17 protein-coding genes and 1 pseudogene are annotated in these 23,493 nt (G+C 52.9%); 14 read left to right on the forward strand and 4 right to left on the reverse strand.

Annotated features, from left to right (window positions below; all coding sequences use genetic code 11):
• Positions 1 to 50 precede the first annotated feature (50 nt).
• The 4 genes and pseudogenes from FPL14_RS23775 (at position 51) to yajC (ending at position 4,908) form a co-directional block, all read left to right on the forward strand.
• A complete protein-coding gene (locus tag FPL14_RS23775) occupies positions 51 to 2,174 on the forward strand; it encodes a SpoIID/LytB domain-containing protein (protein WP_182300071.1) in 2,124 nt (707 codons plus the stop codon).
• A 2-nt stretch (positions 2,175 to 2,176) separates the two neighbouring features.
• Positions 2,177 to 3,249: pseudogene (queA, locus tag FPL14_RS23780) on the forward strand (tRNA preQ1(34) S-adenosylmethionine ribosyltransferase-isomerase QueA).
• A 193-nt stretch (positions 3,250 to 3,442) separates the two neighbouring features.
• Positions 3,443 to 4,576: a tRNA guanosine(34) transglycosylase Tgt gene (gene tgt, locus FPL14_RS23785; protein WP_182300072.1), complete on the forward strand. Its 1,134-nt coding sequence runs from the start codon at positions 3,443 to 3,445 to the stop codon at positions 4,574 to 4,576.
• 17 nt (positions 4,577 to 4,593) lie between these two features.
• On the forward strand, positions 4,594 to 4,908 hold the full coding sequence (yajC, locus tag FPL14_RS23790) for a preprotein translocase subunit YajC (RefSeq protein ID WP_182300073.1): 315 nt from the start codon (positions 4,594 to 4,596) through the stop codon (positions 4,906 to 4,908).
• A gap of 79 nt (positions 4,909 to 4,987) precedes the next feature.
• Here yajC and FPL14_RS23795 read toward each other — a convergent pair whose 3' ends face one another.
• Positions 4,988 to 5,845 (reverse strand): phosphatase PAP2 family protein, encoded by an 858-nt coding sequence (locus FPL14_RS23795; RefSeq protein WP_182300074.1) that lies wholly within the window; start codon positions 5,843 to 5,845, stop codon positions 4,988 to 4,990.
• Positions 5,846 to 5,918: 73 nt separating this feature from the next.
• Positions 5,919 to 6,317: a TIGR04086 family membrane protein gene (locus FPL14_RS23800; RefSeq protein WP_229263641.1), complete on the reverse strand. Its 399-nt coding sequence runs from the start codon at positions 6,315 to 6,317 to the stop codon at positions 5,919 to 5,921.
• Positions 6,318 to 6,531: 214 nt separating this feature from the next.
• Here FPL14_RS23800 and FPL14_RS23805 point away from each other — a divergent pair, with 214 nt between their 5' ends.
• Positions 6,532 to 7,260, forward strand: a complete 729-nt coding sequence (locus tag FPL14_RS23805) for a YetF domain-containing protein (protein WP_182300075.1) — start codon at positions 6,532 to 6,534, stop codon at positions 7,258 to 7,260.
• Positions 7,261 to 7,271: 11 nt separating this feature from the next.
• Here the strand turns inward: FPL14_RS23805 and spoVB are convergent, their stop codons facing one another.
• Entirely contained in the window at positions 7,272 to 8,858 is a 1,587-nt protein-coding gene (gene spoVB / locus FPL14_RS23810) for a stage V sporulation protein B (protein WP_324617840.1), read from the reverse strand.
• A gap of 151 nt (positions 8,859 to 9,009) precedes the next feature.
• Here spoVB and FPL14_RS30115 point away from each other — a divergent pair, with 151 nt between their 5' ends.
• From FPL14_RS30115 to FPL14_RS23850, 9 genes are all read left to right on the forward strand, one after another.
• A complete protein-coding gene (locus FPL14_RS30115) occupies positions 9,010 to 9,321 on the forward strand; it encodes a post-transcriptional regulator (protein ID WP_324617841.1) in 312 nt (103 codons plus the stop codon).
• A 119-nt stretch (positions 9,322 to 9,440) separates the two neighbouring features.
• Positions 9,441 to 10,715 carry a protein translocase subunit SecD gene (gene secD / locus FPL14_RS30120; RefSeq protein WP_229263642.1) on the forward strand — a complete coding sequence of 425 codons (1,275 nt, stop codon included), beginning with the start codon at positions 9,441 to 9,443 and terminating at the stop codon, positions 10,713 to 10,715.
• The gene (secF, locus tag FPL14_RS30125) at positions 10,705 to 11,613 is read left to right on the forward strand and encodes a protein translocase subunit SecF (protein WP_407644628.1); all 909 of its coding nucleotides are present in this window, start codon (positions 10,705 to 10,707) and stop codon (positions 11,611 to 11,613) included. Before secD ends, secF begins: the two co-directional genes overlap by 11 nt.
• A 23-nt stretch (positions 11,614 to 11,636) precedes the next feature.
• Complete coding sequence (locus FPL14_RS23825; protein ID WP_182300077.1) at positions 11,637 to 12,578, forward strand: cation diffusion facilitator family transporter; 942 nt, start codon at positions 11,637 to 11,639, stop codon at positions 12,576 to 12,578.
• A gap of 66 nt (positions 12,579 to 12,644) precedes the next feature.
• The gene (gene recJ / locus FPL14_RS23830) at positions 12,645 to 15,107 is read left to right on the forward strand and encodes a single-stranded-DNA-specific exonuclease RecJ (protein ID WP_182300078.1); all 2,463 of its coding nucleotides are present in this window, start codon (positions 12,645 to 12,647) and stop codon (positions 15,105 to 15,107) included.
• Between the two features lie 122 nt (positions 15,108 to 15,229).
• The gene (locus tag FPL14_RS23835) at positions 15,230 to 15,742 is read left to right on the forward strand and encodes an adenine phosphoribosyltransferase (protein WP_182300079.1); all 513 of its coding nucleotides are present in this window, start codon (positions 15,230 to 15,232) and stop codon (positions 15,740 to 15,742) included.
• Between the two features lie 196 nt (positions 15,743 to 15,938).
• Positions 15,939 to 18,134: a RelA/SpoT family protein gene (locus FPL14_RS23840; protein ID WP_182304130.1), complete on the forward strand. Its 2,196-nt coding sequence runs from the start codon at positions 15,939 to 15,941 to the stop codon at positions 18,132 to 18,134.
• Positions 18,135 to 18,164: 30 nt separating this feature from the next.
• Positions 18,165 to 18,611: a D-aminoacyl-tRNA deacylase gene (gene dtd, locus FPL14_RS23845; RefSeq protein ID WP_182300080.1), complete on the forward strand. Its 447-nt coding sequence runs from the start codon at positions 18,165 to 18,167 to the stop codon at positions 18,609 to 18,611.
• 56 nt (positions 18,612 to 18,667) lie between these two features.
• Complete coding sequence (locus tag FPL14_RS23850; RefSeq protein ID WP_182300081.1) at positions 18,668 to 18,850, forward strand: hypothetical protein; 183 nt, start codon at positions 18,668 to 18,670, stop codon at positions 18,848 to 18,850.
• Positions 18,851 to 18,903: 53 nt separating this feature from the next.
• On the opposite strand, the gene FPL14_RS23855 is transcribed toward FPL14_RS23850, so the two are convergent.
• On the reverse strand, positions 18,904 to 23,343 hold the full coding sequence (locus FPL14_RS23855) for a carbohydrate binding domain-containing protein (protein ID WP_182300082.1): 4,440 nt from the start codon (positions 23,341 to 23,343) through the stop codon (positions 18,904 to 18,906).
• Positions 23,344 to 23,493: the final 150 nt, after the last annotated feature.

Consider the following 23,493-nt stretch of genomic DNA (forward strand, 5'->3'; position numbering starts at 1 on the left):
ACTTAGGGTCGATAGTCGACAGGCTGACCTAAACGACGGAGGAGAATTCGATGATCCCCTATGCTAAGCGCAGTTTTGCTCGATTGTTAATCACGCTCCTTATAGCTTCTTCGGTTCTCGCAAGCGCTGCCCCGCATCCCGTTCACGCCGCGTACCAAGCGCCGGAGAACATTCGGGTAGCCTTTTTCCTTAACTTAAGCTCGTTTAAATCGATTACTCCGGTGGCTACGTTACAATCCTCCGGCGGCTTAAACCTTAGTTGGAACGAATCCGCGAATAGCCTTCCGCTCGCGACTGCTCCCGCAGGTCAAGCGGTCCGCTTCGGGATGGACGGCTATCGCGCGCTGCTAGCGGAGACGGAGGATTACAGTGCGGCGATTGCCGTTCTGAAGAAAGTGCAAGCCTCGTCGAACGCGGCATTCGTGACCCAACTGTCCAAATCCGGCAGAACGGTCTATCAAGTGTCCGAGGGAGCTTATGCCAGCGCTTCGGAAGCCTCCGCCGCTTTGACGAAATGGACGAAAGCGGGAGTTGCCTCGGGCGTGCAATCGTCGACGGCTGCCCGGATAGCAGGCCCTTTGGCTCTGGAAGCCGGCCCTTACGCTAGCTTGGCGGAGGCGCAAGCAGCCGCCGATCAGTTCGGCGGGGCAGGTTTGGATGCATTCGCAGCGCTTAAGCCGCAGAATGGCGCGCTGAGCTATATCGTCCGCGTTGGCCAAGAGAAGGATGCCGCGTCTGCTGCGGCATTGCAGCAATCGGCTATGGCAGCCGCAGGAGGAGCGAACGTACGCATACCTGGTGTCAACGAACCATACGTTACGCTCCGCAATGACATGACCTATAACGGAAGCGCCAAAGTAGCGGTACCCTTGTATGCTATCCCGGTTGGCGGGGGAGCCGTCTTGAGGGCGGATCCCGCCGGAGAGGGCGGAATTCAATTAATCGAACGCAGCAAAAGAACGTACCGCGGCAGCATGGAGATCAGCGTGCTGAACCAAGCGTTAGCCGTCGTGAATGACGTTAACTTGGAACAATACCTGTACTCCGTCGTCGGCACGGAAGTCGGTTCCGGTTGGCCGTTGGAAGCGCAGAAAGCGCAGGCGGTCGCGGCAAGGACTTATGCGCTGTCCGTGGGAACTCGCTATCAGATTGCGCACGTCGTGGATACGACGCTCATTCAAGCTTATTACGGAATAAGCTCGGAAAACGCGAACTCGACGGCCGGCGTGAACGAGACGGCGGGACAGGTGATGACGATCGGCGGCAAACCGATCAGCGCCGTTTTCTCGTCTAATGCGGGGGGCGTAACCGCAGACACGAAATCGGAAATATGGGGAGGAGACAACTCTTTCCTAGCTTCGAACGTGACGAGCCCTGACGAAGGGCCGCAGAAGAGCAAGCTGGATTGGTACTACGTCGCTCTTCCTTCCGGACAGGTCGGATACATTCGTTCCGACTTGGTCTCGGACAGCGGACAAACCCACGTTAGCGGGGCCAAGTATTTGAAGGTGTCGGGAGAAGGGACTGCCGTTCGCTCCAGGCCTCAGGTCGTCTCGACGATCGAGCCGATAGCCCGCGTCGGAGCGGGAACGCTCGTCGTGGAGCTGGATAAAGTGCCGGAGTACACGGTATATAGTTGGACGGAAGCGCCGATGACATCGGAACAGTTGTTGACCGCATTGAACAAACGCGCCAAAACCCCGATCAATGCGCCTCTGGTAACGTTGGAAGTATCCAAGAGAGGTCCTTCCGGGCGCGTGACGGAAGTCAAAGCGAACGGAACCGTCGTGGACGTAGGAGTACCGGACAATCTGAGAGGAGCGTTCGGCGGATTGATGAGCACGTTGTTCTCCATTGAGGAGACGGGACGCTATACGATTATAAACGGCGACGGCGCCAAACGCGAAGTTCCGGAACGGAGCGGCACGCTCCAAGCGATCGGCAGCGATGGCCAAGTCCGTTCCATCCAAGATCCCAATCTCTTTATCATGGACGGAAACGGCAGTTTGCGAGCTGCAACGACTTCGCCTTCGTTCGTCATCTCCGGTAAAGGGAACGGACACGGCGGAGGAATGTCCCAGTGGGGGGCTAGAGGACTTGCGGAGCAAGGGTATGACTACCAATATATCCTGCAATACTACTACAAGAATGTAACGATCGAAAAGGATGCCTAATCATGAACGTTAGCGATTACGATTTCGAATTACCGGAGACTTTAATAGCCCAGACTCCGCTTCTGGAACGGACTTCATCCCGTCTTTTAGTCCTCGATCGGAACAACGGACAGCTCGAGCACCGTACTTTCACGGATTTAGCGGAATACTTGCGACCGGGAGACACGCTCGTGCTGAACGACACGAGAGTGCTTCCCGCAAGATTGTTCGGGATCAAGGCGGACACGGGAGCCAAAGTCGAACTGCTGTTGCTTAAACGGATAGAAGGCGATAGATGGGAAACGTTGGTTCGACCTGGCAAAAAGATTCACATAGGAGCAAGGTTAAGCTTCGGCATAACGGCCGCGGAGGAAGGCGAAGAGGGAGAACGGACAGCCGAACCTCTGCTGTCCGCGGTCGTCGAAGACGAGGGGGAAATGGGAGCCCGAACGATACGGTTCGAATACGAAGGAATATTCAACGAGCTATTGGACCGACTCGGACAAATGCCGCTTCCTCCTTATATTAAAGAAAGATTATCGGACCGGGAACGGTATCAGACCGTTTATTCCCGCAATGAGGGTCCGCGGCCGCTCCGACCGCGGGGCTGCATTTCACGGATTCGTTCTTGAACCGATTGCAGGAGAACGGGGTGAATCTCTGTCCGATTACGCTGCACGTCGGTCTCGGAACTTTTCGCCCCGTAGCGGTAGATACGATCGAAGAGCACGAGATGCACGCGGAATGGTATTCCGTTAGCGAGGAGAGCGCGCGAATTCTTAACGACGCAAAGGCAACGGGAGGCAGAATCGTCGCGGTCGGAACAACTTCGGCACGGACGCTGGAGACGATCGGCCGGCGTTTCCAAGGTTCGCCTATCGAGGCATGCGACGGTTGGACCGATATTTTCATTTATCCCGGCTACGAGTTCTCGATGGTCAATGCGCTCTTAACGAATTTCCATCTTCCGAAGTCGACGCTGGTCATGCTCGTAAGCGCATTGGCCGGACGCGACAACGTTTTGAACGCCTATAACGAAGCCATTAAGCAGCAATACCGCTTTTTCAGCTTCGGCGACGCGATGTTTATAAAGTAAATATAGAATTTAGATATAGTAATCGCGGAGGCGGGAGGAAAAGGGGAGGTACGGAAAGTTTACGTCCGCCTTTAAAATCCGAGTTGTATCCGAATAACAAATTCATAAACAACTCGGATTTTAACGGCGGTGGAGTAACTCCCCTTTTTCGTACGGCGATCATCGATTATTTAAAGGAAGGACCACCCCAATAATGGCAGTCAAATACGAATTAATCAAAACTTGCGCCCAGACCGGCGCGCGACTCGGCAGATTGCATACGCCGCACGGCATTATCGAGACTCCGACGTTCATGCCCGTCGGTACGCAAGCCTCCGTCAAAGGGATGAGCCCCGAAGAGCTTAAGTCTCTTGGAGCGCAGATCATTTTGAGCAACACGTACCACTTGTTTCTTCGACCGGGACACGAGCTCGTGAAAGCGGCAGGCGGGCTACATAAGTTCATGAATTGGGATCGCCCGATTCTGACGGATAGCGGCGGCTTCCAAGTGTTCTCCTTGAGCGAAATGCGCAAGATCACCGAGGAAGGCGTTGAATTTCGCTCCCATATTAACGGCGACAAGCTCAGCTTGACGCCCGAGAGCGCGACGCACGTGCAGAATGCTCTCGGAGCGGACATTATTATGGCTTTCGACGAATGTCCGCCTTATCCGGCCGAATACGAATACGTTAAGCAATCGACCGAGCGGACGAGCCGTTGGGCGGAGAGATGCCTCAAAGCGCATGGCCGGCCGCATGATCAAGCGTTATTCGGCATCGTCCAGGGCGGCATGCATAAAGATTTACGCAAACAAAGCGCGCTGGATTTGACTTCCCTAGATTTTCCGGGGTATGCTATGGGTGGACTGAGCGTGGGAGAGCCTAAACATCTCATGTACGAAATGTTGGAAGAGACCATCCATTTGCTGCCTAGCAGCAAGCCTCGCTACTTAATGGGAGTCGGATCGCCGGATGCTCTGCTTGACGGCAGCATTCGCGGAGTCGACATGTTCGATTGCGTTCTGCCGACGCGCATAGCGCGCAATGGAACGCTGATGACTAGCCAAGGCCGAATGGTCGTCCGTAACGCCAAGTACAGCAACGATTTCGGTCCATTGGATCCGGAGTGTACCTGTTATGCATGCCAGAACTATTCCCGAGCCTACATTCGACACTTGATTAAAGCCGACGAGATGTTCGGGCTACGCTTGACGACCATACATAATTTGCATTTCTTGGTGCAACTCATGGGTCAAGTTCGAGAGGCGATCCGGGAAGACCGGCTGGGAACGTTCCGAGACCAATTTTTCGAGAAATATGGAATGGCACAAAACGATAGCGGTTTCTAAGAGAGGAGGGAATACAAATGTGGTTAGCGGAAACAACTAGCGGCGGTGGAAACCTTCTTTACACACTGGCGCCTTTCATCCTGATGTTCGCTATTTTTTATTTCCTGCTGATTCGTCCGCAGCAAAAGAAACAGAAGCAACGCGGTTCGATGTTGAATGCGTTGAAAAAAGGCGATAAAGTTACGACGGTAGGCGGCCTGCACGGAACGATCTCGGAAATTTCCGACGATACGGTCGTTCTTAAAGTAAACGACGTAACGAAGCTGACGTTCGATCGTTCTTCGATCAACAACGTAACGGCTCGTTCCGAAAAGAGCGAAGCTGGAGAATAAGGATACTTATTCCACGCAGTAGACGAAACGAAAAGCCATTCTGCTCCGGACATCATCCGCGGCGGAATGGCTTTTTTCGTTAGGAGCCGATCGGCCCGGAAGCTTTGATTTTGGCCTTCGCGCGCACGCTTGAGCCGATATGCGAACGGCTTTCCGCCCATGCGCCTATTTTGAGTCCTACAGTTGCCGAGAATAAGGCGAGAGCGATTCCCGCGACCATGTCCGTAAACCAGTGAATGCCGAGATAAAATATCGAGAATAGAATAATTGCCGCGTTGATCCAAGTAAAAATCGCCCAGCGTCGTATTCCCGATTTGCTCGCTAATAAAGCAATCGTAATCGAGATTGAAGTATGTAGGCTTGGGAAACAATTATTCAATCCCGATAGCGGACGATATTCGCGTTCGAATGCAGGGAACACGTCCAGCAGCAGAAAACGGACTTGCGGATGGACGAACCATACCTCGTTAACGGGGACGAATAAGTAAAAAGGAACGGCAAGGAAATAGTTGAGCAATAAGGCGATGCAGAAAGCATAAAAAAGCTTCATGTTCTGATGATGGGTATAGATGGCGACGGACGCGATCATCGCGGATTGAAACACGACCAAGTAAAATATCGCGCAAATCGCGGTTAGCGCCGGGGATTGAAAGTTCGTCTGCAGCCATGCGGGCCAACCGCCTTCCCATCCGCTAAGCATGGGAGTAAGATCGTAAGGAACTTTGAGCCAGTTCTCCAGCAACAGCTCGGTTTTATTCAATAGCATAATCGCCATTACGGAAACGAAAAAAAGCAAGTATTTGCGCGAGACGACTAACGTTTTCAGGAATGACCACGCAGCCGCGAAAGGTTGGCGTCCCGTTCCGAAAGCGATAAGAACGCTGACCGCGACGATCGTGCTGATCGATATAGCCGACATGCTATGGAACAAAACCATGATGCGCCCCCCATGTAGCCTTCTTAATGCAAGCACCGATATATTATATCATATTATCGGGATGCTACGATCATTATCGGGCTTTGGAGCTTGCATTGACTCCTAACATGCCTCCGAATGCTCCCGCAAGACACGTGACCAACAGCAGGATCGGAACGGCTGCCGTCCAACCCGCATCCGTGGCCAGAAAGCTGATCGTCAGAAGCAGAACGGTATAGAGCAGGCCGTTAGCCATTCCGAAGTACCAGCCTCGCCGGCCCGACCGTTTAGCCGATACGAAACCTCCTGCCAATGACGCGCAACCGTGCACGCCGAATACCCATGGAAGCATGTTCGATTCGCTAAGCGAAGAACCCATAAGCAGAACGGATAAAATAATCGCCCCGATAGCTAACCATATCCCCGACCAATATAAGCCGGAGGCAACCGGCGATGCGTTGCGCAAGCCGAATAAACGGGAAAGCGAGCTCACAATCAATCACTCCTTCATGAAGTCGTTTGTAACAGCATATGGCGATGCCGCGGCGCATAGTACAGGCTTCTGATTACCATATTTTCCGTACGGATGTCGGGAATGAGCGTATTCCTACACGGTGAAACTAGGAGTCCACGCTTCTGTTCAACGCACGACGATGACGATAAGACGGAACGGCTTCAAATAGTGCGACAATGATCGGAGGGAGACCATGGAATTGGCATCGATTCTGCTAAGAACGACGTTCATGTATTTCTTCATTTTCTTGATCATGCGATTGATGGGCAAGCGCGAAATCGGCAAGCTTTCCGTATTCGACCTAGTCATCTCCATTATGATTGCGGAGATCGCCGTAATCGTCATCGAGACGACCGATAAATCGATGTTCTACGCGATCGCTCCGATTGTTCTTCTTGTGCTGATCCAGATCGGATTCGCCTTTTTCTCCATGAAGAGCAGAACGCTCCGGATGCTCTTCGACGGCAAGCCTAGCGTTCTCATCCGGGACGGACATTTGAACCGCAAGGAAATGTTCAAGCAAAGGTACAACCTCGACGATCTGATGCTCCAGCTTCGGGAGAACGAAGTAACCGATATCGAGAACGTCGAGCTCGCCGTATTGGAATCCACGGGCAAACTATCGGTCATCAAGAAGGACAATTTGGGATCTACGGAAGAGCATTCCGATCGCTCTGCCGCTAATGCGGAATCGAAAGAGCGTCTCTACGCCAAGGAGGATAGCAGTCCCAAAATTAGGTATGAGGTTTTGCCGATCGCGCTTATTCTAGACGGACAAGTACAAGATGAAAACTTAGAAAAAATAGGAAAAACCAGGTTTTGGTTAAAGAGCGAGCTGCAAAATTATGAGGTAGACAATTTCAAGAATGTTTTTTTCTGCAGCATCGATCATAAAGGCAAGCTTTACGTGGATAAGAAATGAAATGAATGGCATTAAGTATCGCTTCTAGGTTGGAAGAAACGCCCGATTATCGGCACGCGCGCGGCATCGTGCCTGTCGATCAGCTTGAGCAATACAAGCAAGAACAAATAAATAACGATTGCAACTAAACTGGCTAATCCTAAGTTGAAGCTGCTCTGCTTAAGAAGGTTAATGTTCCATATCCATAGTGCCGCAGCGCTCATGACGATCATGGCGACGGTAACCTTGAGAAAATCAAGCGGCTGCATCCGGAATCCGGTTAACCGCGAAATGCTGATCCAGTGCAAGAGAGTGACCAGTACCATGTTTACGCTGATGGCGATCACGGCTCCGATAATTCCGAATCGGGGATCCGTAACAAGCTGCGCGATCAGGACGAGCTTGACTGCAGCGCCGGCGAACGTATTGAATAACGCCGTTCCGGGGCGATTTAATGCCTGAAGCGCCGCTTGCAACGGGGCTTGCATATAAAGGAAAATCGCAAGAGGGGCGATCCAGCGAAGCATGTCCGCCATTGAATCGTCGCCGTATAGCAAGGTGCAAATAGGTCCGGCCATCAAACCAAGCAGGACGACGAAAGGCGCACCCGTGACGATAGCCAGCCTCATCGATTGGTGGAGCCGAATATGAATCGTCGCCCAATCTCCACGGGAAGCAGCCTCCGATAACGAAGGAACTAGAGAAACGGCCAGCGAATAAGTTAGCGCCCCGGGAAGCAAGAGCAACGGGATAACCATTCCTTGAAGGGCGCCGTATTGAGCCGTTGCCGCCGCCGTAGCGACTCCGGCTATCGTAAGGCTTCTTACGGTTAAGATCGATTCGAGCAAGTAGGACAGCGATCCGATCATCTTGCTGCCGGTAACCGGAATGGCGGTATGCAATATTTCCCTTAACGGCCGATCAGCTCGTCCGAACCCGGTTTTCGGGACTTGAGGTTCGGCTTTCGTTTCTAACGGCTTCCGACGATCCCGAACGAGTTGAATCCACAGTACGGCTAGCCCGGCGAGCTCGCCGGCAACCATCCCCAGAACCCCCCCGGCCGCGGCCATTTCCAAACCGTAAGGCATAAACATCCAGGCAAACAATAAAGTCAGAACGATTCGGAACACCGTTTCGGACGTTTGGGACAACGCGGTAGGAATCATATTTTGCTTGCCTTGAAAATAGCCGCGCCAGACGGACGATACGGCGACGAGCGGCAATACCGGAATCATCGTCAGAAAGGCGGTATGGACCCGCGGATCGGTCATGATCCGATTGGCGATGAAATCGGAGAGGACCAAACAAACGGCTGCGGCAACGAGGCTGATGGAGATTGCTAAAGTAACCGATACGCGCAATATCCGCTGTACGGATTTATGGTCATGACGCGAGTCCGCTTCCGCGACCAACTTGGCAACGGCAAGAGGAATACCGCCCGCGATCAATGTCAGCAGCACAATGGTAAAAGGATAAACGAGTTGAATAAGGCCGACGCCTTCCGCGCCGATCATTCGCGGCAGCGCTATGCGGGGGACGAACCCGAGTATTCGGTTTAAGAGACCGGCAGCCAGCAAGATCATGGCTCCCTGGATAAACGATTGTTTGCGCAAGCTCAACGGAATCCCTCTTCCCTCAGATGGGTTAGTCCATATGTATGCCGAGGTTGTCCTTATTCATGCCATTGGCAGGAATTTAGGCTTGCGCATAGAAAGTATATAGAGCATCATGGGAACGACGCACATTCACCAGCAAGGAGGGAAAGCAAAGGTGGAAGAGCATAACGAAGAGTTGCCGAATCAGCAAATTAGCGTCAAAGAAGCCGAGACGGATCGTGAGTTAAACGATCATGAAATGAACGAAACGATTGAACAGCTCTGCCAAAGCAAAGCCGAGGAATTTCATCTCATCGGATATACCCAGGTGAGCGGAGCCGACGTGTGGGAATGCGTTAGCGACAAATACCACAAAAAAGGCACGCCTCCGCTATATGAAGTCGTCAACGACATTTTGTCTCTCAAAGTGACGCAGTTCATGAATTTCATCACATTAAGCATGTACCGGGGCGAAATCCGTAAATAATAGGATCTTCAGGATCAAAGGCGAGCCTTCCCGAAGCCCGGGGAGGCTTTCTTTTTGACTTCCTTTTCGTCGCGTAGGTATAATAGGAACATTGAGAATCGAAAGGGGTCGCACTAGAAATGAAACGAATAGTAGCATTCGTGCTCGTGGTTCTCGTTGGTTTCGGGATTATGGGAGCTTTCACTCCCGGACTATTGAACGAAACGAAGCTTGGGCTCGACTTGAAAGGCGGAGTAGAAATTCTTTACGAAGCGCAACCGTTAACGGAAGGCGGCGTCGTAACGAAGGAATCTCTGAATCAAACCGCGAAGAGTTTGGAGGAACGCGCGAATAAAACAGGCGTTGCCGAACCCGAGGTCACGACGGAGGGAAAAAACCGGATTCGTTTGAAAATCGCGATTTCGACGGGGGAGACCGCCAAAGAACGCGATGAAGCGGTACAAACCATCCGCGACCTCATGAAACGTCCCGCGGAATTGCAATTCCGCAGTTCGGTCGGTTGCGCGGACGGTACGGATTGTAATGTAGAACTATACGGCTCGGACTTCAAAGAAGGCGCAGCGAAGGTTGAGATGGGCGATCTGAACTCTTTGATGGTTCGTATTGTCGTTAAGGATAAGAAGAAGCTGGCGGATGTTTCCACAAAGCTGATTGGTCAAAACCTCGCGATCTACCTGGACAACGAGCGCATATCTGCGCCGGTAGTTCAACAGGCTCTGACCGACGGCACTGCCGTCATTACCGGACAAGAATCGCGGGAAGAAGCGCAAAATCTTGCGGATATCATCAATTTGGGCGCATTGCCGCTTAAGATTACGGAGAAATATACGCAAAGCGTCGGCGCGACATTAGGTAAGCAATCATTGCATGATACGTTGTTCGCGGGCGGGCTCGCTTCCGTTCTCATCTTGCTGTTTATGCTGGTCTTATACCGACTGCCAGGCGTCGTGGCGAGCATCTGTCTCATCGTGTTCGTATGGTTGTTGCTTGGAGTGTTTTATTTGATGGACGCGACGTTGACCCTGCCGGGTATCGCGGCGTTCGTACTCGGAATCGGGATTGCCGTCGATTCGAACATCATTACGGCGGAACGGATCAAGGACGAGCTTCGCAGCGGCAAAACGATTTCGTCTTCGTTGCGCGCGGGAGCGAAGAACAGCTTCCGGACGATCATCGATGCGCATATCACGACGCTCATCGCGGCCGGCGTACTCTATTTCATGGGTCACGGTATCGTCAAAAGCTTCGCTGTCGTCCTGATCGCAAGTATTATCGTTAATATTCTTACGAACGTATTCCTGCCTAGGTATTTGCTTAATTTACTGGTCAAAAGCGGCAAGTTTAATAAACCGTCGTATTATAGCGTGAAGGAGGATGAAATCAGTGCGCTCTAAACGCTCATTCGACTTTGTCAAAACAAGCAAAAAGTTTTTGATCATCTCGGCGATTGTTACGCTTCTTGGCATCGTGGCGGTAAGCATCTTCGGAATGAACTACGGCATTGATTTCAGCTCCGGGACGTCCGTGGACATCTCGACTAAGAAAGCCGTCGAAGAAGACAAGTTAAGAACGTTCCTCGATGATCAGAAGCTTGGGGAATATACGCTCACTACCGCGGAGAATCGGGATTCGATCCGATTCAAGCAAGCGCTGGACGAGCAACAGGAGAAGGCTTTTAAAACAGCTTTCAATTCGCAAATCGATCCCGACGCTTCCTTCGAAGTCAATATCGTGGACGTGGACATCGCGCGAGAACAACAGAAGAGCGCGTTAATAGGGATGGCGGTCGCTTGCTTAGGGATCGTTCTCTATGTAAGCATTCGCTTCGAATGGCGGTTCGCGGTCGCCGCGGTAACCTCGCTGGTATATACTGCCTTTTTCGTTATCTCCGTGTTCTCCATTTTCCGGCTGGAAGTTAACTTGCCTTTCATTCTGGCGGTGCTTACCATTATCGGTTACGCCATCAACGATACGGTCGTTATCTTCGACCGGATTCGCGAGAATTTGCGTTTCGCCAAGCTTAAGACCTATGCGGATTTAGACGAATTGGTCAACAACAGTATTTGGCAGACGCTAGCTCGTTCCATTAATACGGTCATTACCGTTTTGTTCGCGGCAGGATGCTTATTCATCTTCGGCAGCGAATCGATTAAACTTTTCTCCCTGGCCATGATTCTAGGATTGGTATGCGGTGCTTACTCTTCCATCTTCATCGCCAGCCAGCTATGGTTGTATTTGCGGAAGAAGCAACCGATTAAGAAAGTGGCTGTTAAACCGCAAAGCACGCCTTAAGCAACAGGAAAGGAGTGGTTCTAGTGGCTTTGGAACAACGCTCCGTCTCCGCGGAACGCGGCTCGCTCGTCTCCTTATGGGGGCTGCTCGGCTTGTTTATCGTAAAAGGTACCGTCGGATGGGTTACGGGAAGCAAAGCTTTATTGGCGGATGCTTGCCAATCGGCCGCAGACTGCGCCGGTACATTAACTTCTTATCTTGGAATTCGCAAAGCGCGGATAAATCCGAACGCGACGAGCTCGTCCCGTCCGCAACCCGAATCGGCGGCAGCGATCGTCTTATCCGCTATGCTGTTAGTCGCGGGAATCGAAATCGGCATCTCTTCGGTGCGCTCCGTCGCGAACGGAGTCGATGAAGCGCCTGGGATCGGAGCCGTTATCGTCATTGCGGTAGGGATCGGAGTAAGAGAAGGCCTAGTCCGTTACAAGCGAAGCAGCGACAGCCGTTGCGGCATTCGCGGCGATCGGGCGGGAGATAACCGTTCCGATATATTCGCTTCCTTAACGGCATTGGTCGGAACGTCTGGCGCGGTCGTAGGGGATCTCTACGATATGCCGTTCCTGTACGTGCTTGACCCGGCCGCGGGTCTCGTGATCTCCGTGTTCGTCCTTCGGATGGGCTATCGAATGACCACGGGCGTCCTGCGGGCATCCGATCGAAGCGTTATGGATGATTCCGACGCCCAAACGCTGTTAGAAGCCGTCCAGCGGGTGGACGGGGTAGTAGCGGTAGACGAAGTCAAGGCAAGAGAACACGGACATTATATCGTGTTGGATGTGGTGATTCGCGTCAATCCGCGAATCAGCGTATTCGAAGGGCAAGACGTCGCGCTTCGCGTAAGGCGACAGTTGACCAAGAGGTTCATTCATGTCATGGACGTCGCCGTGAAGGTGCAGCCGTATGACCCTGGTTTTCCTTATAAGTCCAATCATCATGAAGACGAGCTTGCCTCATTAGTGCAATAATCCAATTCAATCCGCCGTCACTGTGCCGGCGGATTTGTTCTTTATAAGCGGGTAGGAGGGACGAAGGTGATTAAGTCCAAATACAGATGGGATCTTCCGAAGCTGGAGGAAGGGATAACCGACGGACTGGCGAAGGAGTGGAAGGTTAGCCGGATCGTAGCCGGCGTGTTGGCCAGCCGCGGTTGGGCCCCTTCGGAGCAAACGACCGCGTTTCTGCGTCCGGAGACCGACCATTTGCATGATCCATTCGCGATGAAAGGGATGGCCGCCGCAGTAGACCGCATATCCCGAGCTATTCGCGAAGGCGAGCGTATTCGCGTCTACGGGGACTATGATGCGGACGGAGTAACCTCTACCGCGCTCATGATTCGCTTGCTTACCGAGTTGGGAGCCAGCTTTGACACATATATCCCCCATAGGAGCCGCGAAGGCTATGGGCTCAATCCGGGAGCAATCGACTTGGCGAGCGAAGCCGGGGTGCAGCTTCTCATCACGGTAGACAATGGAATTAGCGCGGTAGATCAGATCGCCTATGCCGCGGAAAAAGGAATCGAAGTGGTCGTTACCGATCATCATGAGCCGCCGGAAACGTTGCCCGATGCTATCGCGCTCGTCAATCCGAAGCAGAAGGATTGCCCTTATCCGTTTAAGGGTCTATGCGGAGCGGGAGTCGTATTCAAGCTGGCACATGCCATGCTAGGGCGTCCGATGCTCGAATACGCCGATCTCGCGGCGATCGGGACGATCGCGGATCTTATGCCCCTTACGGGAGAGAACCGGATCATCGCTCGCCTGGGGTTGGAGAGAATGCGCCGTCATCCGATAGCGGGCATTCGCGCGCTCGCCAAAGTCGCCGGTTGCAAGACGGAGGAGCTAACGAGCGGACGGATCGGATTTTCCTTGGCTCCCAGGCTTAACGCTGGGGGACGACTGGAGCATGCGGACGGAGCGGTTAAGCTGCTAGCCGCGACCGGCGACGAGGAAGCGGAAACGCTGGCCAAGGAGCTGGACCGGCTGAACGGGGAACGCCAAGCTTTGGTGGACTTAACGGCACTTGAGGCGGATGAGTTGTGGCAGAGCATGTGCGCTGTTGACGAGGGCAGGACAAAGAAGGTTATCGTTCTAGCGAAGGAAGGCTGGAACGCGGGTATTGCGGGTCTAGTCGCTTCGAGGCTCGTAGAACGCTATTATCGTCCGGCCATCGTGCTGTCTATGGATGCGGACACGGGAATGTGCAAAGGCTCGGCTCGTTCCATCGACGGCTTCGATTTGTTCGCTGCCTTGACCGAATGTGCCGGTCTCATGGAGCATTACGGCGGACATCAAGCGGCTGCGGGGCTGACCATTTCCCGGGATAACGTATCGCAGCTAGCCGACCGGCTGCACGATCTGGCGAACGACTGGCTAAGCGAGGAAGATTGGCAACCTAAACGGCGGGTGGATCTTAGCATAGCGTTATCCGACGCGACGATCGACGCCGTAGATCAGTTAGCCGGCTTGGAACCGTTCGGAAACGGAAATCCGACTCCGCGTATCGTCATTCGGAACGTGAACATTCGGGAAAGCCGAACGATGGGGAAAGATGACAAACACCTGCGGCTGACCGTTCAACAAGGCAACCGCACGATGGAAGTGGTCGCGTTCGGCTTAGGAGGACAACGCGAACGGTTGGCGCCCGGTATGCAAATCGACATGCTAGGCGAGTTGTCGATCAATGAGTGGAACGGTAACCGAAAGGTGCAAGCGATGCTTCAGGACTTCCGTTCGGATCAGTTGGTACTTAAGGATAGACGGAATGAACGGGATAGTTGGAGCGGCGTCGAACATCTGGTCGATGCGGTCCCTTCCGGTTTAGCGATAGGCTGCGCTACTAGGGATAATTATGAGTTGGCCATGTCAAGATTCGGACCATCCGGCATACCGATCAGCTTGTACGATGAATTCGAAATAGATCGAGTCGCGGTTAGTCAAACCGCCGCAGCTTCCGAACGAACGCAAGATAGCGAGGTATTCACGGAGTCTGATTCGGGCGGCGAATGGCGCCATCTGATTCTATTGGGCTTGCCTAGCAACGACCAGGGGACGAAAACGTTGAAACGGTGGCTTGCTCCGGAAAGAGGCTTGGAATGCGTGACCGTGTTCTCGGGCGGAGATGAGATTCGAACGGAAAGACCGACTCCCGTCCCGTTCCCCGACCGCAAACAATTCGGCGAAGTGTACTCCGCATGCCGCAGCAAGGGGAGTTGGCTGGATAGTCCCGACGGATTCCTGCAGGAAACGGCGTCAAGATCCGGTTGGCCGCTATCGACTATCCGTATGATGCACGAAGTGTTTATCGAGCTTGGTTTTATTGCGGCGGACGGGGCTTCGCGGAAATTCGTACCGGATCCCCCTCGCAGGGAATTGGAGGAATCCGCCCGTTATCGCAAGGCGCGAGAACACGCGACGGGGTTGCGTTTGGCGGAGATGTCAACGGAAGAGCTTCGTCATTGGTTCTCCGCCTGTCATACCGCATCCGAAGGGAAGTAACGTCTCCCTCTCTAGCCAAAGGGCAGGCTAAAAGTGTATAATGCTGTTCGTGATCCCATGCGCGTGATCTAACGGGCATACGGCTTGCATTCGTTTTATTTCCATAAAGGAGTTTGGTTATCGTGAATTTCAAAGACTATATTCGGGTTATTCCCGATTTTCCGCAACCTGGCATTCGGTTTAAGGATATTACGACATTGCTGAAAGACGGTCCAGCGTACGCGGCGGCCATAAATGCTTTGAAAGAGCTCGTGAAAGACAAACAAATCGATCTGATCGCCGGGCCGGAAGCTCGCGGGTTCGTCATCGGAGCGCCGCTCGCAATCGCGCTTGGCGTCGGTTTCGTGCCGATTCGCAAGAGCGGCAAGTTGCCGGGCAATACGGTCGAAGCGGCATACGATCTGGAGTACGGCAAAGACCGGCTAGCCATTCATAGCGATTCCATTAAGCCCGGACAAAAAATATTGATCGCCGACGATCTGCTTGCGACAGGGGGCACGATCGCCACGTCGATCGATCTGATCTCCCAACTCGGAGGAGAAATCGTCGGAGCGGCATTCTTGATCGAACTGAGTTATTTAAGCGGCCGCGACAAGCTCACGGGCATCGACGTAGCTTCGTTGGTCACCTATTAATCCGTATTACATCATTTATCGGGACATTCTTGATTGCCTAGCGGCTTTCGGAATGTCTTTTTTCTATGTGTATCCCCATCTTAAGTCATGCGCCTTCCGAACCAAGGTTGACGTTTTACGTCGCTAAGAGGCATAATGATAGCAATAACTTCAGGGGAAACTCCCGGTGTACGGCGCCGGTAGAAAGGAATATAGCATGGGCATGGAGCTGCTTCTCGAGAAAGCGACTACTTATATGAAAGAGCAAGATTTGCAGAAAATCCGGGAAGCTTACGAATTTGCCGAAGAAGCTCATCGCGGCCAAGTGCGTAAATCCGGTGAACCTTATATATTGCATCCCGTGGCGGTCGCCGAGATTTGCATGGGAATGCAGATGGACGTCGTTACGGTAATGGCGGCGTTGCTTCATGACGTGGTCGAGGATACGAACGTAACGCTTGAAGACCTGCGCGATCGCTTCGGCGAGACGATGGCAGGTCTTGTTGACGGTTTGACTAAGCTGGAACGCATTCAGTTTCAATCCAAGGAAGAACAGCAGAACGAAAACTACCGCAAAATGTTCGTGGCGATGGCGAACGACATTCGGGTCATTCTCATTAAACTCGCCGATCGTCTGCACAATATGCGTACTCTTAAGTTTCAATCGGAGGAGAGCCAACGCCGGATCGCTCACGAGACGTTGGAAATTTTTTGCCCGATTGCCCATCGGCTGGGGATCAGCTCGATCAAGTGGGAGATGGAGGATATCGCGCTTCGCTTCCTGAACCCGCAGCAATATTACCGCATCGCCCATCTCATGAAAATGAAACGGACGGAACGCGAGCAGCACATAACCGAGGTCATCGAACGAATCCGCGAGAAGCTCGAGGAAATGGGCATTCAAGGCGATATTTCCGGTCGTCCTAAACATATTTATAGCATTTATAAGAAAATGACTTCGCGGAACAAACAATTCAACGAGATCTACGATTTGCTCGCGATCCGCATTCTTGTCGACAACGTGAAGGATTGTTATGCGACTCTGGGGATTATCCATACGCTGTGGAAGCCGATGCCGGGCCGGTTCAAGGATTATATCGCCATGCCGAAGGCGAACATGTATCAGTCGTTGCATACGACGATCATCGGTTCGACGGGCGAACCGACGGAAGTGCAAATCCGTACGTGGGAAATGCACCGGACGAGCGAAATCGGAATCGCGGCGCATTGGGCATACAAGGACGGAAGTTCGGCGGCCGGCGTAGCGCCGGGCAGCTTCGGCGATAAAATGAATTGGTTCCGCGAAATTATCGAGCTGCAGCAGGAAACGCGCGATGCGGCGGAGTTCATGGAATCGCTCAAGATGGACTTCTTTACCGATCTCGTTTTCGTGTTTACGCCTAAAGGCGAAGTGTTCGAGTTGCCTGCCGGCTCCGTGCCGCTCGATTTTGCGTATCGCGTTCATACGGAAGTCGGAAACCGTACGATCGGAGCGAAGGTTAACGGCCGCATCGTGCCTCTCGACCATAAGCTGAAGACGGGAGATATCGTCGAGATCCTTACCTCCAAGCATTCCTACGGCCCTAGCCAGGATTGGCTTAAGATAGCCCAGTCTTCCCATGCGCGAAGCAAAATTCGCCAATGGTTCAAGAAGGAGCAACGCGAGGAAAGCGTCGATAAGGGGCGCGAGCTGCTCGAACGCGAGCTCAAGCGGTTAAGCTTGGAGCCGTACGAATGGATGACCGACGAGAAACTCCAGGAAGCAGCGAAGAAATTTACTTTTAACGATGTGGAAGATATGTTGTCGGCGATCGGTTTCGGAGGCATCACCGCACCGCAGGTATGCACGAAGCTAACGGAGAAAATGCGCAGGGAAGCGGAAGAGGCGCAGCAAATCCAATTGACGACGGAAGTCAAGGAAATGAAGGCTCCGGCATCGGCGACCGAGAAGCGGCGTCCTACCCATGGCGTAAGCGTCAAAGGCGTAGACAACCTGCTTGTTCGGTTTGCCCGTTGCTGCAATCCGGTGCCCGGCGACGATATTATCGGCTATATTACGCGCGGACGCGGCGTATCGGTGCATCGGACCGATTGCCCGAATATCCCGACGGGGGAAGACGGCGAAGAAGCGGCTCGCGTAATCGAGGTCGATTGGGAGTCCGCGGTAGAGTCGAACTATAGCGTAGAGATAGAGATCCTAGGCCATGATCGCCGGGGATTGCTGAACGAAGTGCTGCAGGCCGTCTCGGAAAGCAAGACGAATATTTCAGCGGTATCCGGACGTTCCGACAAGAACAAGATGGCGATCATGCACATGACGATTCTGATCCGCAATAAGGATCATCTGCAGTCGGTCGTCGATAAGATCAAACGGGTCAAAGATATATTCTCCGTGCAACGGATGATGCAATAGAAGCGGACGGCAAGAACGGAGGAAGCGGGAATGAAAGTGGTTTTGCAGCGGGTATCCGAAGCTAAGGTAACCGTCGAAGGGGAAACCGTCGGCCGGATCGAAGCGGGTTTAATGCTTCTCGTCGGGGTCGGACAAGAGGATACGGAACAGGATCCGGTCTGGATGGCGGACAAGCTGGCCGGTTTACGGATCTTCGAAGACGATGCCGGCAAAATGAATCTGTCGGTCGAGGACGTAAAGGGATCGATTCTCTCCGTTTCCCAGTTCACGTTGTATGGGGATTGCCGCAAAGGCAAACGTCCGAACTTCATGGGAGCCGCGAGACCGGAGCTGGCCGAATCGTTGTACGAGCAGTTCAACGAGCGGCTGCGGGCGCGCGGGCTTCACGTGGAAACGGGCCGATTCGGCGCGATGATGGACGTTTCCCTAGTCAACGATGGTCCGGTTACGTTGATCCTGGATAGCCGGAACGGTTGAAAATCGCGCGATGAGGCAACACTACATGTCAAATCCTTCTTCATAGGAGTGTTGGCATGAGGCAATCGCGCAAGGAAGCGAACCTGGAATGGATGATGCGGGAGGGCTTTATGCCGGAACGCAGGGAAGCAATGGCTCTGTCGAGTCAAATTCGCGAGGAGTTCGGGAGCGAGCTTGGCGATGGTTCGCCTGCGGGAGCCGCGCACGGAAGGCGCCATCCCCCCGGCGGGCGAGGGTAGTCCAGATCACTATAGAAATCCCCTCCGGGATCGGAGGGGATTTCTTATTTTCCTTACGGTTTCTCGATTAACGTAACGTTATCAATCCAAATGCTATGCGGTTGGAACAGAGGACCGGAATAGTCCGGTGAAGGCGGTGAACCCGGAACATTGTTGCTGCCTAGAAGGAAGTTCAGTATGGCGTTCTGATCGGTATCCCCGCTGACCGTAAATTCGAAAGTATGAGTCAGTTCGGCAGAGGTCAATAAGACCGGCTGCGCGGGTAAATGTAAACCGGTGCTCCCGTTCTCCACTTGGACCAAGACGCTCTTGCCGATCGAAGAACGGGCATCGAAGGAGAGGACGTAGGTTTTTCCGGCGACAAGCTTTAGGCCTGTCTGGAACACTTGAGTCGACCATTGGAACCAACCATCGTAATTCGGAAAGTCGACTTTTAATTTCTGGGCGTCGACGGCGAACACGGTCGTATCCGCGCCATCGTTCACATAGGTTTTCCAATGGTCCATGTTCGCGTCGAACGTTCCGTTAAGGAGAGCATGACCCTCGAGTGATGGCATCGTAACTTCGACTAAGCTGATATTATCGAAATATAGGTCATGGGCCGCGTCGATCGCGTCGTCAATCCGGCCAAGCAGGAAGTTGACGTGGGCGCCGGTGTCCGTTGCCGTATTCGAGGTGAAGGTATAGCTGTACGTTTGGGTCGTATCCGTTAACGCGACAGTACGAGGTTCTAAATATTTGGCGTAATCCCCGCCCTTATGTTCGACGACGACCTGAATGTTGCGGTCGATCGTGGAACTGGCGTCGAAGGTTAGGCGATAGCTTTTGTTTTGTTCGATCGTCACGTTCTCGTAGTCTACTTGGGCGTTCCAAGAGTCGGGACCGCTCCGGTTAAGGCTCGCTTTCATCGAACCGTTTTCTCCGTAGACGGCTCCCGTAACTCCGCCGCCGTTATGGAAAAAACTAGTCCATCCCGCCGTGTTCGCATCGAAAGTTCCGTTAGTCAACCGATTGCTTAAGCCTATCGCCCCTTTGGGCTCGAAAACGACGTTATCGATGAACACGTCATGCGCTCCAAGCGCGGCATCTTCGCCTATTCTGCCAAGCAGAAACTTCAAGTCGACGTTCTCGCTGCCTGATTTCATGAACTCGAATCGATAACGCTTTTTCTCGGCCGTCAGATCAATGATCGTACTGAAAGACGGTTGGTAAGCGGAATTCTCGATAACGGCTTGCATTTTCCGATTCGTTGTCGCGTATGCATCGAATTCGAAGAGGTACGGAATGCCGTTCGAAGCGCTAAGGCCTTCTTGCAGGAATAGGGCGCTCCATGGGTTGGGCCCGGTTCCCCCGATCGATAGCGTGGCTTGGGATTGCTGCGTCGAAGCGGCAAGAGTCGCGCCGTCATTGGCGACTGTCCGCCATCCGGCAAGTCCGCCGTCGAATTGGCCGTTCCGTAACGGGAATTTCACTACGGTAGGATCCAGATAGAGACTTGTGCGCACGAGTTTAATGTTGTCCAACTTCAGGTTGCCTGCGGATCCTCCCAAATGAAATACGAGTTGGGCTTCGTTAGTCGATGCCTCGTTCATCGTAAAGGACATGCTCTTCATTTCCGTGACCGTCGTAAGATTTAACGTTTGTTCCGCATAAATCTTGTCTCCGTTCTTGCTTTGGAGTCGAACGGTTATGGCACGCGCCGCGTTTGCGCTGCCTTCCCATGCGAGAAGATAACTTTGTCCGTTAATCAGCGGCAATCCTCTCTGCAGCCATTGAAGTTGATCCGCGGCAGAGCCGCCGTTCGCGATATTCAGATTGAGCTTTCGCTCGGTCTCGTTAACGGAGGCAGTCGCTTGAGATCCTCCCGACTTTATCAAATGCCAATAGGATAGTCGGTTCGGCTCCCCTTGGTCGAATGTGCCGTTATAAATATGGTTGCCTTCCGGTCCGTATGGCGTTTTGGGCAAGTCGTGCTCGAACGCAATGCTGTCGATCTCGACCAGCTTCACGTTGCCGAACCAAACGGGATGCGTGTTCGTCCCCATATTGAATTCGATTCGTGCGGCGATATCCGAATCTTGTTTCATCTGGAAAGACATTTGGTAGCTTTGGAAAGTATCGGTTAAAGGTACGGATAAGGAAGGAGAGTAAGCTGTGAATCCTCTGGACTGGCCGCCCGTCAACTTAACGTTCATTAACCGCGAGCTGTCCGTCTTGGCATCGAAAGTAAGCTTGTAATAACGACCCTTTGCCAAGGACACGATCGCTTGCGGCTGAATGGAGTAAGGGTTGCCTCCGCCGTTCGAGATACTGACTTTGGCGTAGTTGCGGTCATCGATTGACTCGATGGCTACCGTTGCCGCCGCGCTTCCGGGTTCCTGGAAGAGGTTCCAATGCGCCGTACCGCTTACGCCCATTCCTGCATCTCCGGCCGTTGTCTGAGTGAAACCGGCGTTGTAGACCATATCGTTGTCAGGGGCTTGAGGAAGCTTAGATCCCGGCAGGTAGCTCTCTTTGGTTAGGGTCGGAGGCGTCGGCTCGCTATAGCTTCTCCCCGTTAACTTGTAGTAACGAACGTAATCAATCTCCATCGCCTGAGGAAATACGGTATCCGGAGTCGGGTCCCCGTCGAAATTTCCTCCAACCGCCACGTTCATGATCAAGTGGAAGGGTTGATCGAAAGGAGCCGGATAAGAATTAACGTCAGGTTGGTTCGCGCTTCGGCTGTACCAGTCGTTCTGGGTGGAGTAGAGGTGGCCGTCCACGTACCAGCGAATCTCGTTAGGCTCCCATTCGATGGCGTAAGTATGGTATTGTTGCGTCGTGCTATTCACGAACTTGTATTCTTTGCCGCTGCTTGTATTTCCCGGAGCGGGTTGGCCGTAATGGAGAGTTCCCGCAATCGTATCGGGCTTGCTGCCCCACGTTTCCATAATATCGATTTCGCCGGAGGCCGCCCAAGTACCGTACGCATTGTCTTCCGGCAGCATCCATATGGCGGGCCAATAGCCTTTGCCTGCCGGCGTTTTGGCCCGGATTTCGTATTTCCCGTATTTCTCCTTGAATAGCCCTTTCGTCTTAATGCGCGCGGAAGTATAGTGGAACCCCTCGTACTCTTCTTTTTTCGCCGTTATGACAAGCTTGCCGTTCTCAACCTTTACGTTGTCGGGCCGAGACGTATAGTACTGCAACTCGTTATTTCCCCAACCCGGGATGTTAACGCTAGCTCCGTTCGTTGTATCGAAGGTCCATTTAGTCGGATCGATCGTATTGCCGTCGAACTCATCGCTCCATGCTAAAGTCCATGGATTCGAAGTCGTCGTGCCGCCTCCGCCGCCTCCGCCGCCTCCGCTAGCGGATCCTCCCGTAGCCATGTTTCCTGCCGAAATCCCGGAAGGCAACTCTTTGCCGTTAAACAACACGCCGGCAGCTTGATTATCGAATTTTTCGATTTTCCCTTTCCCCTCGATCGTGGTTTTGTCGGCTTGCTGCGTAATGATGAATTGCTTGATAACGGCGCCTTCCGCCAAGATGATATGAGCTAGTCCGTCCACGATCAGTTGATCAACCGTTCCGGAAATGACGACGCGGACGAGACTGTTTTTCTTATTCACGACAAGAGTTGCCAGGCGTGAATCGTTGAGGGTAACGCTATGATCGCCGCCCCCTTGCACGAACGTAGTCCCTTTCACGGTGACCTTATCCAATTTTACGTCGCCATCGCCTATTCCGGGCGTCAAGTACAAATTCCCTTCGACAACCGTGTTTTCGATCACGACATCGGAATGGTTAAGAACGGCGTTTCCTTTGACGGACCCTGCTGCTACGATGCCCTCTTTGTTTACATATAAAGCGGTAATCCGATCGAGCATCGCGGCAAGCTCGGCACGGCTTATCGTCTTGCCGGGCTTGAACGTCCCATCGGCGAAGCCGTTCGAATAACCTCCCTGCGCGAGCGCGGAGATCGCGTTTACAGTCGATTGTTCAAGTCCGTCTAGATCGGAGAAGGAGGGGGAAGATTTACCGGAAGCAGCCGTAAAATGAAAGACCTTCGACAGGGCCGCGGCTACTTCCGCTCGGCTAATGGGGGAGTTGGGATGCGCGGCACGGTCTTGATCGAGAGACAAGTATCCCGCTTCGATCGCTTTGGAAATTTCCGTATTCGCCCATGCGCTAGCGGTTCTGTCTTTTAACAAGGCCGATGATAATGCATTGAAACCGAACAATCGGTTGATCATAGCCGCGAATTCGACTCGCGTGATCGGCTGGTTGGGACGGATCGTTCCGTCGGGATAACCGGACAAGACGCCGTAGCCCTTAAGATGATCAATCGCGGATGCCGCCCAGTGCTTGGAAGGAAGATCCTTGTACGCCGGTGTGCCGGCGCCTGTCGATGGTGTTGCGGCAAAAGCCCCGTTCATCACGATAGAGAAAAGCAGTAAATAAATTCCGAAAGATGACAGGCCTTTCTTGATAAATCCGTTACGCTGCATAACAGTAAATCCCTTCTTTCGTTAAAATGATTTACTTCTGAAAGCGTTTTCCTCTGTCGCTAATCAAAATGTCCTACGTGGGACATTTTTGATTAGTATACCTCCGGTCAGTCAGGATTTCAATGTGGTTTTTTTGTCGATTCGTAAGCC

The sequence above is a fragment of the Cohnella cholangitidis genome (genome assembly GCF_014107495.1).
In the GTDB taxonomy this organism is placed as follows: Bacteria; Bacillota; Bacilli; order Paenibacillales; family Paenibacillaceae; genus Cohnella; species Cohnella cholangitidis.